Here is a 13,552-nt window from a genome sequence, read left to right on the forward strand (position 1 = left end):
CCGATGCGCGCGCAATCATTCCCGTGAAGCCCAAGTTTCATGCGTTTCTGTAATTAATCAATTCGGCAAATGAATTTGCTTTTTTAATCGCTTTCCGTTGACAATAGCCCTTTGGCGTTCGCCTGCCGGCAACAGCAAGGCAACTGCCTGCTCAGCACCGAGATTTGAAAGATGGCCCGTCCGAAACTCCTTCCCGACAACTTCACGCTCTGCCTGATCGGCACCGTGATTTTCGCCAGCCTGTTACCCGTTCACGGCCAGGCGGCGAAGGCGTTCAACTGGGTCACGGACATCGCGGTCGGGTTGCTGTTCTTCCTGCACGGCGCGAAGCTGTCGCGCGAGGCGATCATTGCCGGCGCGACGCACTGGCGGCTGCACATCGTCGTGCTGCTAAGCACGTTCGCGCTGTTTCCGATACTCGGGCTCGTACTCAAACCGCTTCTTTCGCCGCTCGTCACGCCCGCGCTCTACGCCGGCATCCTCTTCCTCTGTACGCTGCCGTCGACGGTTCAGTCTTCGATCGCGTTCACGTCGATTGCGAAAGGCAACGTGCCCGCGGCCGTATGCAGCGCGTCGGCCTCCAGCCTGCTCGGCATCTTCATCACACCCGCCCTCGTCAGCCTGATCGTGACGAGCCAGGCGGCGAGCGGCGGTTCGCCTTGGCATACGGTGTGGAATATCGTGCTGCAACTGCTGGTGCCGTTCGTCGCCGGGCAGTTGCTGCGTCCGATGATCGGCGGATGGATCGAGCGCAACCGCGCCGTGCTGAAATTGGTCGACCAGGGCTCGATTCTGCTGGTCGTGTATGCGGCGTTCAGCGAGGCCGTCAACGAAGGACTGTGGCATCAGATTCCGCTCGCCGCGCTGGGTGGGCTGCTGGTCGTGTGCGCAGTGCTGCTGGCGCTCGCGCTTCTCGTGACGATGATCGTCAGCAAGCGCCTGGGATTCAGCCGCGCCGACCAGATCACGATCATCTTCTGTGGCTCGAAGAAAAGTCTCGCGTCCGGCGTGCCGATGGCCAAGGTCATTTTCGCGACGCACGCGGTTGGCGCCGTCGTGCTGCCGCTGATGCTGTTCCATCAGATCCAGCTGATGGTCTGCGCCGCGCTCGCGCAACGCTGGGGCGCGCGCGACACCAGCGCCGAGAAGCGCGCCGCGAAGAAAGGCGCGACAGCCGCCGTTGCGCGCCGCTAGGCCCGCGTGCGATTCATACAAGATGTGATTCATTAGCGCTCTCCCTGAGTGCATGTCGTGAAGGCCGCCTCCAGGCGGCTTTTTCGTTGTCGTTATTTCAACGCGCCGCTTGCATGCTGTCGCCTCGGCCGGATGTCATAGGACAAACGCACGAATTCGCGCTCCTCTTGCGCCCCTTTATGAGTGGTGAAAGCGTTGTCGTCGCGCACCACACGCGGTGTCGCCTGTCACTAAAAATTCACTTAATTTTCAGATGAATAATGCCGATATGCCGACGGTCGAATGCTCCGGTCGTTTGTCATGTCCCAACGCTCGTCTTCCCCTACCGTAGCGCCGCGCATCGAAGACCTGATCGCGCAGCGCGACCTGTCTGCCGTCTTCCAGCCCATCGTCCATTTCGACGACGGCGCCATTCTCGGCTATGAGGGCTTGATTCGCGGACCGGTCGGCACGCCGCTGGAAACGCCGTACGCGCTGTTCGCTCAAGCTGAAGCCGAAGGCAGCGTGATCGCGCTGGAGCGCGCGGCCGCGCGCACCTGCATCGAGGCGTTCGCGCAACTCGGGTACGAGGGCAAGCTGTTCCTGAACTTCAGCGCGGGCGCGATCCGCCAGTTGGCCGACGACCGCGACAGCACGTTCGTGATGTTGCGAAACATGGGCGTCGAGGCCGAACGGATCGTGATCGAGCTGACCGAGCAGAGCGCGATCCCCGACGTCGCGAGCTTTCTGCCCGCGATCTCCGTCTTGCGCATGGCGGGCGCGCAATTCGCGCTGGACGACTACGGCACGGCGAACGCGAGCATGAACCTGTGGGTGCGTTTGCAGCCGGACGTCGTGAAGATCGACCGCTTTTTCATCCACGACATCGCCAGCGATCCGCTCAAGTTCGAGGCCGTCAAGGCGATGCAGCATTTCGCCGCGGCGAGCGGCGCGCGTCTCGTGGCCGAAGGCATCGAAAGGGAAGCGGATCTGATCGTCGTGCGCGATATGGGCATCGGCTGCGGGCAGGGCTATTTCTTCGGCAAGCCGCATGCGCACCCGCCGCGCGCCGTCGCCGACGACGCCCGCGAAGCGCTGCGCGCCGGCCACATCGCCGTGTTCCCCGAAGCGACGCGCGCGGTCAGCGCATCGCCTTCGGGCGGCATGGCGTCCGCGAAAATGATCGTGCACGCGCCCGCGCTGCCGCGCCACGCGACGAACAACGACGTCCTCGAGCTCTTCAACCGGATGCCGAACCTGCACGCCGTCGCCGTAGTCGAGCAAAACGAGCCGGTCGCGCTGATCAACCGTCGCGCGTTCATGGACCGCTACGCGCTGCCCTATCACCGCGAGCTCTTCGGCAAGCGGCCGTGCATGCTGTTCGCGAATGCGTCACCCGTCGTGATCGAAAAGTCGATGACGGTCGAGGACATGGCGAAGCTGCTCGCCAGCGACGACCAGCGCTACCTCGCGGACGGCTTCGTGATCAGCGATCAGGGCCGCTACGTCGGGCTCGGCACGGGCGAGAGCCTCGTGCGCGCAGTGACGGAAGTGCGCATCGAGGCGGCTCGCTACGCGAATCCGCTCACCTTCTTGCCGGGCAACATTCCCATCAGCTCGCACATCGGGCGGCTGCTCGGCAACGACTCGGGCTTCTACGCGTGCTACGTGGACCTGAATCACTTCAAGCCTTTCAACGACCAGTACGGTTACTGGCAAGGCGACGAAGTGCTGAAGTTCGCCGCGCACGTGCTCGCGGATGTCTGCGATCCGACGCGCGACTTTCTCGGGCATGTCGGCGGCGACGACTTCCTGATCCTGTTCCAGAGCGACGACTGGCGCGAGCGCGCGCAACGCGCGATCCACGTCTTCAACGAAGGCGCGCAGCGCTTCTACGCACCCGCCGACCGGCTTGCAGGTGGCATCCACGGCGAAGACCGGCGCGGCAATCCGACGTTCTTCGGCTTCGTGACGATGGCGATCGGCTGCGTGCACGTCGAGCCGCAGACAGGCCAACAGTTGCATAGCAGCGAGGACATCGCCTCGGTCGCCGCGCTCGCCAAACGCCGCGCGAAGAGCGAGGCGTCCGGCCTGGTGCTGATCGGATTCGAAGAAAGCCAGGCGCTGCTGCGAGGACGGACGGCGGCCGCCGTCGACTGAGCTTCGAAGCAAACCGACTTTTCGCGTCAAAGCATCGCGGCCGCAGCCCGACGCGACGGCCTTATCGGATCGACATCCGGGTCGACATCCCATTCGGCCGACATTCTTCTGTCATGACGAGCAGTCACCTTCGAGCAAGGTGCCGATTGCCCGCGCCCCATTCCCTGATTCATCTCGCATCGAGCCATTGGCAAGTTCGGTCAACCGCGCGCGGAAGCCGTCGGCATATCCGGCAAGCCGCGCCAATTGACGATTCGAAGAACCGTTTAGCAAATTTTACTAAACAGGAATTTAGCCTCCAGTAAGCCTATATACGGGTATCTACGCGTATCGGAAGCCTGCTGAATGGGGTTTTCTGGCAGCGTTTTACTATACAATCACCCGAACCTGAACTTCGCTGCGGCGCGTCTGCGCACGGCCGCCTCTTTCGATGGCAACAACGATCCGCGACGTCGCCCGTGCAGCCAGCGTGTCGATCGGCACGGTCTCGCGAGCGCTCAAGAATCAGCCGGGCCTGTCGGAATCGACGCGCGAGCGCATCGTCGAAACGGCGCGCCGGCTCGGTTACGACTCTGCGCAATTGCGCCCGCGCATTCGCCGGCTCACGTTCCTGCTGCATCGGCATCACAACAACTTCGCGGTCAGCCCGTTCTTCTCGCATGTGCTGCACGGCGTCGAAGACGCGTGCCGCGAGCGCGGCATCGTCCCGTCCGTGCTGACGGCGGGTCCAACCGAGGACGTCGTCCAGCAGATGCGCCTGCATGCGCCCGATGCGATCGCCGTCGCGGGTTTCGTCGAGCCTGAAACGCTCGCGACGCTCGCCGCAATGCAGCGTCCGCTCGTGCTGATCGATCTGTGGGCGCCGAACCTACGCTCGGTGAATCTCGACAATCAGGCGGGCGCGGCGCTTGCGATGCAGCATCTGTTCGCGCAAAAGCGCACGCGTGTCGCGTTCATCGGCGGCTCGCTCGCGCACTACAGCATTGCGCAGCGCGCGCTCGGCTACCGGCGCGCGTTCTTCGAAGCGGGACTGTTGTTCGATCCGTCGCTCGAACTGACGATCGACGCGGGCCTCGACCCCGACGCCGGCGCCGCGCTTGCGATGGAGCAGTTGCTCGACCGCCCCGGCCCGCGCCCCGACGCCGTCTTCGCGTACAACGACCTCGCCGCGCTCGCCGCGCTGCGCGTGTGTCTCGCGCGCGGCCTGCGCGTGCCAGAAGACATCGCGATCGTCGGGTTCGACGACATTCCCGCCGCCGCGCACGCGCGTCCGCCCCTCACGACGATCGCCGTCGACAAGGAAGCGCTCGGCCGCCGCGGCGTCGAACTCCTACTCGAAGATGCGCCGTCCGCACTCGATATTCGAGTACCCGTCCAACTCGTTGTCCGTGCCAGCACTTCGGTGAATACGCCATGAAACAACCCGACACGCCTCTTTCGAACGACAACGCCGACCACAAGGCACCGCCCGTCGCAAGCTTCCGCGACAGCGCTTTCCTGCTGTCGCACATCGAGGACACGCTGCGCTTCTATGCGCCGAACGTGCTTGACCCGAGCGGCGGCTTCTTCCACTTCTTCCGCGACGACGGCACGATCTACAACCGCGCGACGCGCCATCTCGTCAGCAGTTGCCGCTTCGTCTTCAACTATGCGATGGCGTACCGGCAGTTCGGCGATCCGCAACATCTGGAATACGCGCAGCATGGCCTGAAGTTTCTGCGCGACGGCCACTGGGACCCGCATCATCAGGGCTACGACTGGGAGGTCGACTGGCGCGACGGCCACAAGCGCACGCTCGACGCGACGCGCCACTGCTACGGCCTCGCGTTCGTGCTGCTCGCGTATGCACACGCGGCGATGGCGGGCATCGAAGAAGCGAAGCCGATGATCGCCGCGACGTTCGAGCTGATGGAGCGCCGCTTCTGGGACGCGGCGACCGGCCTTTACGCCGACGAAGCCACGGCCGACTGGCGCGTGAGTACCTATCGCGGCCAGAACGCGAACATGCACACGACAGAAGCGCTGCTCGCCGCCTACGAAGCGACCGGCCATCTCGTGTACCTCGACCGCGCCGAGCGCGTCGCGACGAATATCGCGCTGCGTCAGGCGAAGCTCTCGCAAGGGCTCGTGTGGGAGCACTTTCACGCGGACTGGTCGGTGGACTGGCACTACAACGAGGAAGACAGCTCGAACATCTTCCGTCCGTGGGGTTTCCAGCCCGGCCACCAGACCGAATGGGCGAAGCTGCTGCTGATTCTCGAACGTCATCGTCCGCTGCCGTGGCTGCTGCCGCGCGCGATCGAACTGTTCGACGCGGCGATGACCCACGCGTGGGACCACGATCACGGCGGCCTCTACTACGGCTTCGGCCCGGACCGCACTGTGTGCGATCACGACAAGTACTTCTGGGTACAGGCCGAAACGTTCGCGACGGCCGCGCTGCTCGGCAAGCGCACGGGCAACGAGCGCTTCTGGGACTGGTACGACGAGATCTGGCGTTATAGCTGGACGCACTTCGTCGATCATCGCTATGGCGCGTGGTATCGCATCCTCACGTGTGACAACCGCAAGTACAGCGACGAAAAGAGTCCGGCCGGCAAGACCGACTATCACACGATGGGCGCATGCTACGAAGTGCTGCATCACGCGTTGCAGACTTCCAGCAAGTCCGAATAACCCTGTACGGTGAGCATCATGAGCGCAAGCCCCGAGTTTCCCGACTTCGTATCCGCCGGCGACATCCTCACCGATCTCGTGCGCACGGGTCCTTCAACGTGGCTGTCGGTGCCGGGCGGCGCGGGCTGGAACGTCGCGCGCGCCGTCGCGCGGCTTGGCCTGCCGACGGCGTGCGCCGGCTCGCTCGGCGTCGACAACTTCTCAGACGATCTGTGGAACGCCAGCGTCGCCGCCGGTCTCGACATGCGCTTCATGCAGCGCGTCGAGCGCGCGCCGCTGCTAGCAATCGTCCATCAGACGCATCCGCCCGCGTACTTCTTCATGGGCGACAACAGCGCGGACCTCGCGTTCGATCCGTCGAAGCTGCCGGAAGGCTGGATGTCGCATGTGAAGTGGGCGCACTTCGGCTGCATCAGCCTCGTGCGCCAGCCGATCGGCGCGACGCTCGCTAAGCTCGCGGCCGAACTGCGCGCGCGCGGCGTGAAGATCAGCTTCGATCCGAACTACCGCAACCTGATGGAGCACGGCTACGAGCCGACGCTGCGCCACATGGCGTCGCTCGCCGATCTGATCAAGGTATCTGACGAAGACCTGCGCCTGCTGTTCAAGACCGACGACGAAGCGTCCGCCCTCGCGCAACTGCGCGCGATGAACCCGAAGGCGATCGTGCTCGTCACGCGCGGCTCGGAGAAGGCGACGCTGATCGACGGCGAGCGCATCGTCGAAGCGCAGCCGCCGCGCGTGGCCGTCGCCGATACCGTCGGCGCGGGCGACGCGTCGATCGGCGGCCTGCTGTTCAGCCTGATGACGGCGCCGAAACGCAAGTGGGAAGAGCATCTGGCGTTCTCGCTCGCGGCGGGCGCGGCGGCCTGCCGCCATTCGGGCGCGCACTCGCCGACGCTCGATGAAGTGGTATCGCTGTTGCAGGATTGAATCCGGAAGAAGCTGCCTCAGGAAGCCGTCGAAGCAAGCGCCGAACCTGCTGCTTCACCTGTCTGTGCAAGAGCGGTCGATGGCGCGCGAGAGCCGCAAGCGCGCCCCGTAGCGCCGACATGTGGGCGTCGAAATCGCGTGCTACGATGGAATCTCCCCCTTGCAGGAGATGCATCATGGAGGACGTCACCTACACCAAAGGTCTCTACACGGCGACGGCGACGACCCGCCCCTTGGATGGCGGGAAGTATCAGGGCGTGGTTTCGCTCTCGCGCGACGAAGGCGACGAGACAGAGGACACGGTCTACGAAGTCGAAGCCACCTCGGCAACGGCCGACGAAGCGCTCGAAGAAGCGAAGGCACTGGCCCACAGAATCCTCGGCGAGATCGAACTATAAGCATTGGGTTCATGTGCCGGGTTGTATCCATCGAGGCAGACGTGGCGCGTCCGCCGCGCGCCGCGCCGATGGCCTTTTCGACTTGAACGGGCGGAGGCGATCATGGCAGAACCGCTTTTCCTTTACGGCGTGTATGCGATACACGTACGTCCTCTCGAGCTTCAAGGCGCGCGCTGGGACGCGGAGTACGAAATCCGGCATCGTGATCATCCCGTGCAGCGCTGGACCACGGTAGGTGGCGACGGGGGTTTTGCAACCGAGGCGGAAGCGATCGAGACGGCGCATCAGCAAGCCGTCGCCGATATCGAGCACGGCGCGGGCGTGCCGAAGCCGCGGGCATTTCCCTGACACGACGCGCGTGCATCGCGGTCCGCACAGACCGCGCCTCACGGCAATCGAGCCGGCGGATATCTGGATGCGCGCGCCCCGGCGCGTGCAGGTTTTCTTTGACGCGCCTATGCACCGAGTCCGGTGGCACTGCCGGATGCGCCGCGCGGCTGCGCTCGCGTGACGGCAGCGTTGCATGTATCGAACGGATTCACGCGCTACACTACGCGCGGCAGCGGGTGGCACACGCGTGCGCCGTGACGCTGCAAGACACCCACGTCAGCAGAACAAGAATGAGCGCGACCCCGCCCGATTCCAAAGATCACCCGCAACACAAAGGCCGAATCCTCGACCGGAAGATTCGCATGCGCTCGCACGTCGTCGTCGCGCACGGTCTGCCGCTGCGCGTGTGGCAGGACCTCTACCACCGCGCGCTGACGATCAGCTGGCCCGTCTTCTTCGTGTCGCTCGCCGTCCTGTTCCTGCTGCTGAACTCGTTCTTCGGATCGCTGTACGAACTCGGCAGCGCGTCGATTGCGAATCAGAACCCCAAAGGCTTCGCGGGCGCGTTCTTCTTCAGCGTCGAAACGCTCGCGACGGTCGGCTATGGCGACATGCATCCGCAGACGCTATACGCGCACCTCATTGCGACGCTCGAAATCTTCGTCGGCATGTCGGGCATCGCGCTCGCCACCGGTCTGATCTTTGCGCGCTTCTCGCGCCCGCGCGCGAAGATCATGTTCTCGCGCTACGCGATCGTGCGCCCCATCGACGGGCGCACCACGCTGATGGTGCGCACGGCAAACGCGAGGCAGAACGTGATCGTCGAAGCTCGCGCGCGGCTGCGGCTGATGCGCGTCGAGCGCTCGTCGGAAGGCTACGTGCTGCGCCGGATCTACGACCTCGGCCTCGTGCGCGACCAGCAGCCGATGTTCTACCTCGGCTGGAACCTGATGCACGTGATCGACGAAGCGAGCCCGCTGCATGGCGAAACGCCGGAGAGCCTCGCCGAACAGGACGCGTCGCTGCTGATCACGATAGAAGGCTCCGACGAAAACACCTCGCAGACCATGCAAGCGCGCTTCTCGTGGCCCAGCGACGATATCCGCTGGCAGCACCGTTTCGTCGATCTGATCCGCGAAGAGAACGGCGTGAGCCATATCGACTACACGCATTTCGACGACGTCGTACCGCTCTCGGCACACGAGGTCCAGCAGCAGCCGACGGGCTGACGGTTCGGCACGAACCCGGCACGAACCGCGCGGCCCGGTCAGCACACGGATTTCAATGCTGTAGTTTCAGCGCATCGATTTCCCGCTGCTCGACGGCCATCGCCCTTGCGTGCGCGTCGCGCGCCATCGCCCGCCCGACGTAATCGCCGATGCGCCCCGACGCTTCGAGCAGCTTCGCGACGAACGCGATCTGCAACGTGCTGGCCAGCAGCAGATCGGCAGCCGTAAAGCGCTCGCCGAGCAGCCATTCGCCTTCGTCGAGCGCCGTGTCGATCGCCAGTTTCACGCGCTCCAGATTGCCCCAGCCGAAGCTGAACGAATTGCCCGACGCGCCCGTCAGCTTTTCGGCCATCGCCGGTTCGAGGCAGCCCGGCGTGAAGAAAAGCCATTGCAAAAGACGCCCGCGCAACGGATCGCCGATGGGTGCGCCGAGCTTCGACTCCGGAAAGCGATCGGCGAGATACAGCAGCACCGCGCCCGATTCCGCGACCTGCACGCCGTCGTCGTCGAGCGCGGGGAGCTTGCACATCGGGTTGACGTGATGGAAATCGGTCGTGTCCTGCTCGCCCGCGCGAAGGTTCACGCGCGCCAGTTCATACGGCGCGCCGATCTCTTCGAGCATCCACAGCGCGCGGAAAGCGCGCGTCTTCGGCCAGTAATACAGTTTCATCACCCCTCCCTATGTCTTCGGTGCGCATCGGTCGGCATAGCGTAACCCAACGGCGACCCGAGTGAACCATCGTCCGGATGGCCAGGCGTCGCGTCGAAACCGGCCGCGCCAGCCCGGCGCGAGTCATCGAAAAAAGCCGCTTTTTTCCGAAGCGGTGGATCTATCTCAAAACAACGCGGAATGCCAGGAATCCTCTCGCCCGTGATTGACCACCCGCAAAAAGTAGCAAGAATTCTCTCTAATTGACGCGAAAGAATGGAGTCTCTTTCGCCGCGACGGCAACGAGCGCGCGACAAGCACGCAACGAGCACGCAACAAGCTCGATTTGTCGGCGGCGAAACGCATAACAGCAACGGAGACTCCACGATGACCGCTCGTCTGCCCATCGACGGCACCCCGGCACTCGCCGACTACCGCCTCTCGGACAACCTCACCGCCACGCGTGGCCGCATCTTCCTGACAGGCACGCAGGCGCTCGTGCGCCTCGCGCTGATGCAGCGCCAGCTCGACCGCGCGCGCGGCCTGAACACGGCCGGCTTCATCAGCGGCTATCGCGGGTCGCCGCTCGGCATGGTCGACCAGCAATTGTGGAAGGCGAAGAAACTGCTCGACGCGAACGACGTGCGCTTTCTGCCCGCGATCAACGAGGAACTCGGCGGCACGGCCGTGCTCGGCACGCAGCGCGTCGAAGCAGACCCGGAGCGCACCGTCGATGGCGTGTATGCGATGTGGTATGGCAAGGGCCCGGGCGTCGACCGCGCTGGCGATGCCCTCAAGCACGGCAACGCATACGGCTCGTCGCAGCATGGCGGCGTGCTGGTCGTCGCGGGCGACGATCACGGCTGCGTGTCGTCGTCGATGCCGCATCAGAGCGATTTCGCGATGATGGCGTGGCATATGCCCGTCGTGAATCCGTCGAACGTCGCGGACATGCTCGAATTCGGCCTGTACGGCTGGGCGCTGTCGCGCTACTCGGGCGCGTGGGTCGGCTTCAAGGCGATTTCGGAGACGGTCGAATCGGGCTCGACGGTCGATCTCGACGCGCTGCAAACGCAATGGACCACGCCCGAAGGCTTTCAGGCGCCCGCAGGCGGCCTGCACAACCGCTGGCCCGATCTGCCGAGCCTCACGATCGAACAGCGTCTGCACGCGAAGCTCGACGCCGTGCGCCACTTCGCGCGAGCCAACAGCATCGACAAATGGATTGCGCCGAGTCCGCACGCGAACATCGGCATCGTGACGTGCGGCAAGGCGCATCTCGATCTGATGGAAGTGCTGCGACGGCTCGATCTCACCGTCGCCGATCTGGAGAAGGCGGGCGTGCGCATCTACAAGGTGGGCCTGTCGTTCCCGCTCGAAATGACGCGCATCGACGCGTTCGTTTCCGGTCTTTCCGAAGTGCTCGTGATCGAGGAAAAGGGCCCCGTCATCGAGCAGCAGATCAAGGACTATCTGTACAACCGCAAGCAAGGCGCGCGGCCTGTGATCGTCGGCAAGCATGCGGAAGACGGCGCGATGCTGCTGTCGTCGCTCGGCGAACTGCGTCCGTCGCGCATTCTGCCCGTGTTCGCGACCTGGCTCGCGAAGCACAAGCCCGCGCTCGATCGCCGCGAGCGCGTGGTCGATCTCGTCGCGCCGCAAATCCTGTCGAATGCCGCCGATGCCGTGAAGCGCACGCCGTATTTCTGCTCGGGCTGCCCGCACAACACGTCGACGAAAGTGCCCGAAGGGTCGATTGCGCAGGCAGGCATTGGCTGTCACTTCATGGCTTCGTGGATGGAGCGCGACACGACGGGCCTGATCCAGATGGGCGGCGAAGGCGTCGACTGGGCCGCGCATTCGATGTTCACGAAGACGCGCCACGTGTTCCAGAATCTCGGCGACGGCACGTACTTCCACTCGGGCATTCTCGCGATCCGCCAGGCTGTCGCGGCGAAGGCGACGATCACCTACAAGATCCTCTATAACGACGCGGTTGCGATGACGGGCGGCCAGCCCGTCGACGGCAGCATCTCCGTGCCGCAGATCGCGCGCCAGGTAGAAGCGGAAGGCGTGTCGCATTTCGTCGTGGTCAGCGATGAGCCGGAGAAATACGACGGCCATCATGGCATTTTCCCGAAGGGCACGACGTTCCATCATCGCAGCGAACTCGACAAGGTGCAGCGCGAACTGCGCGACATCGATGGCGTGACGGTGCTGATCTACGACCAGACGTGCGCCGCTGAAAAGCGCCGCCGCCGCAAAAAAGGCGAGTTTCCCGATCCGGACAAGCGCCTCTTCATCAACGAAGAAGTGTGCGAAGGCTGCGGCGATTGCGGCGTGCAGTCGAACTGCCTGTCGGTCGAACCCGTCGAAACGCCGCTTGGCCGCAAGCGCCGCATCGATCAGTCGTCGTGCAACAAAGACTATTCGTGCGTGAACGGCTTTTGCCCGAGCTTCGTGACGATCGAAGGCGGCAAGCTGAAAAAGGCGGCGGGTGTCGCGTTCGATGCGGCTGCGCTGGCCACGCGCGTCGACGCATTGCCGTTGCCCGCGACGCAACTCGACGCCGCGCCGTACGACATTCTCGTGACGGGCGTCGGCGGCACGGGTGTCGTGACGGTCGGCGCGTTGATCAGCATGGCCGCGCATCTGGAAGGCAAGAGCGCGTCGGTGCTCGATTTCATGGGCTTCGCGCAGAAAGGCGGCTCGGTGCTGTCGTTCGTGCGCTTCGCCGCGCGCGACGAGTGGCTGAACCAGGTGCGCATCGATACGCAACAGGCCGACGTGCTGCTCGCCTGCGACATGGTCGTCGGCGCGAGCGCCGATGCGTTGCAGACCGTGCGCCATGGCCGCACGCGCATCGTCGTGAATACGCATGCGATTCCGAACGCGTCGTTCGTGCAGAACCCGGACGCGAATCTGCATGCCGATGCACTGATCGACAAGATGCGTCACGCAGCGGGCGAAGAGCGCATGTCGTCGTGCGATGCGCAAGCGCTCGCGACGCGCTTCCTCGGCGACACGATCGGCGCAAATATCCTGATGCTCGGCTTCGCGTGGCAACTCGGTCTCGTGCCCGTTTCGTTCGCCGCGATGATGCGCGCGATCGAACTGAACAACGTCGCCGTGCAGATGAATCAGCTCGCGTTCTCGATTGGCCGCATGGCCGCCGCCGATCCCGCCGGACTCGAAGCGCTGTGGTCGCAGCGTCATGCGGCACAGCAGCCAGCCGTATCGCTGGAAAAGCTCGAAACGCTCGATGCACTGGTCGCGGACCGCGAAGCGCGGCTGCTCGCCTATGGCGGCGCTGCTTACGTGAAGCGTTATCGCGCGCTGGTCGGCGCGGCGCGTCAGGCGGAACGCAGGCTCGAGGGCACGCAGGCGGAACGTTTGAGCCGCGCCGTCGCGACGACGTTCTATCGGCTGCTCGCCGTGAAGGACGAATACGAGGTCGCTCGCCTGCATAGCGACCCCGCTTTCCGCACAGCATTGGAAGCGCAGTTCGAAGGCGTTGCGGGCAAGGACTTCGGCGTGAAGTTCAATCTCGCGCCGCCGACGATCTCACGCGCGAAACACGGCGCGACGCCGCAAAAGAAGACGTTCGGCCAATGGATGTGGCCCGTGTTCGGCGCGATGGCGAAGTGGCGCGGCCTGCGCGGCACGATGCTTGACCCGTTTGGCCGTACCGTCGAACGTCAAATGGAACGCCAGCTTTCCACCGACTACGAAACGACGATGCAGCGCACGTTCGCGCTGCTCAACAACGTCACAGCCGACGATATCGTCAAACTCGCGGATCTGCATGCCCGCGTGCGCGGCTATGGTCACGTGAAGCTGGCGAATCTCGCAGCGGTGAAGCGCAGTGAGCGCGAACTGGCCGCGCGCCTGCATATCGAGGCGGCCACGGGCGCGGCCGTCAACGCAGCGCTCGAAGAAGCGAAGGGCGCGGGAACGTTGCGTGGCATTCCCGTAGTCGTCGCCAAGTGATGTGACGGGCTCAC

10 protein-coding genes are annotated in these 13,552 nt (G+C 64.4%); 9 read left to right on the plus strand and 1 reads right to left on the minus strand.

Annotated features, from left to right (window positions below; all coding sequences use genetic code 11):
• Positions 1-171: 171 nt before the first annotated feature.
• The 8 genes from BN2476_RS11525 to BN2476_RS11560 all read left to right on the plus strand — a co-directional run bounded on the left by BN2476_RS11525 (position 172) and on the right by BN2476_RS11560 (position 8,899).
• Positions 172-1,194 (plus strand): bile acid:sodium symporter family protein, encoded by a 1,023-nt coding sequence (locus BN2476_RS11525; protein ID WP_087734266.1) that lies wholly within the window; start codon positions 172-174, stop codon positions 1,192-1,194.
• Between the two features lie 300 nt (positions 1,195-1,494).
• Complete coding sequence (locus BN2476_RS11530) at positions 1,495-3,333, plus strand: EAL domain-containing protein (RefSeq protein ID WP_087734340.1); 1,839 nt, start codon at positions 1,495-1,497, stop codon at positions 3,331-3,333.
• Between the two features lie 430 nt (positions 3,334-3,763).
• The gene (locus BN2476_RS11535) at positions 3,764-4,750 is read left to right on the plus strand and encodes a LacI family DNA-binding transcriptional regulator (protein WP_087734267.1); all 987 of its coding nucleotides are present in this window, start codon (positions 3,764-3,766) and stop codon (positions 4,748-4,750) included.
• On the plus strand, positions 4,747-6,009 hold the full coding sequence (locus BN2476_RS11540; RefSeq protein WP_087734268.1) for an AGE family epimerase/isomerase: 1,263 nt from the start codon (positions 4,747-4,749) through the stop codon (positions 6,007-6,009). The genes BN2476_RS11535 and BN2476_RS11540 overlap by 4 nt, the downstream gene beginning before the upstream one ends.
• 18 nt (positions 6,010-6,027) lie before the next feature.
• A complete protein-coding gene (locus BN2476_RS11545) occupies positions 6,028-6,942 on the plus strand; it encodes a carbohydrate kinase family protein (RefSeq protein ID WP_087734269.1) in 915 nt (304 codons plus the stop codon).
• A gap of 176 nt (positions 6,943-7,118) precedes the next feature.
• Positions 7,119-7,340 (plus strand): hypothetical protein, encoded by a 222-nt coding sequence (locus BN2476_RS11550; protein WP_087734270.1) that lies wholly within the window; start codon positions 7,119-7,121, stop codon positions 7,338-7,340.
• A 102-nt stretch (positions 7,341-7,442) separates the two neighbouring features.
• Positions 7,443-7,688, plus strand: coding sequence for a hypothetical protein (locus tag BN2476_RS11555; protein ID WP_087734271.1), 246 nt, complete (start codon positions 7,443-7,445; stop codon positions 7,686-7,688).
• A 272-nt stretch (positions 7,689-7,960) separates the two neighbouring features.
• Positions 7,961-8,899 (plus strand): ion channel, encoded by a 939-nt coding sequence (locus tag BN2476_RS11560; RefSeq protein ID WP_087734272.1) that lies wholly within the window; start codon positions 7,961-7,963, stop codon positions 8,897-8,899.
• Between the two features lie 52 nt (positions 8,900-8,951).
• Here BN2476_RS11560 and BN2476_RS11565 read toward each other — a convergent pair whose 3' ends face one another.
• Positions 8,952-9,569, minus strand: coding sequence for a glutathione S-transferase family protein (locus BN2476_RS11565; protein WP_087734273.1), 618 nt, complete (start codon positions 9,567-9,569; stop codon positions 8,952-8,954).
• A gap of 366 nt (positions 9,570-9,935) precedes the next feature.
• Between BN2476_RS11565 and BN2476_RS11570 the strand changes: the two genes are divergently transcribed.
• Entirely contained in the window at positions 9,936-13,538 is a 3,603-nt protein-coding gene (locus BN2476_RS11570) for an indolepyruvate ferredoxin oxidoreductase family protein (RefSeq protein ID WP_087734341.1), read from the plus strand.
• Positions 13,539-13,552 lie beyond the last annotated feature (14 nt).

This window comes from Paraburkholderia piptadeniae (assembly GCF_900007165.1).
In the GTDB taxonomy this organism is placed as follows: Bacteria; Pseudomonadota; Gammaproteobacteria; order Burkholderiales; family Burkholderiaceae; genus Paraburkholderia; species Paraburkholderia piptadeniae.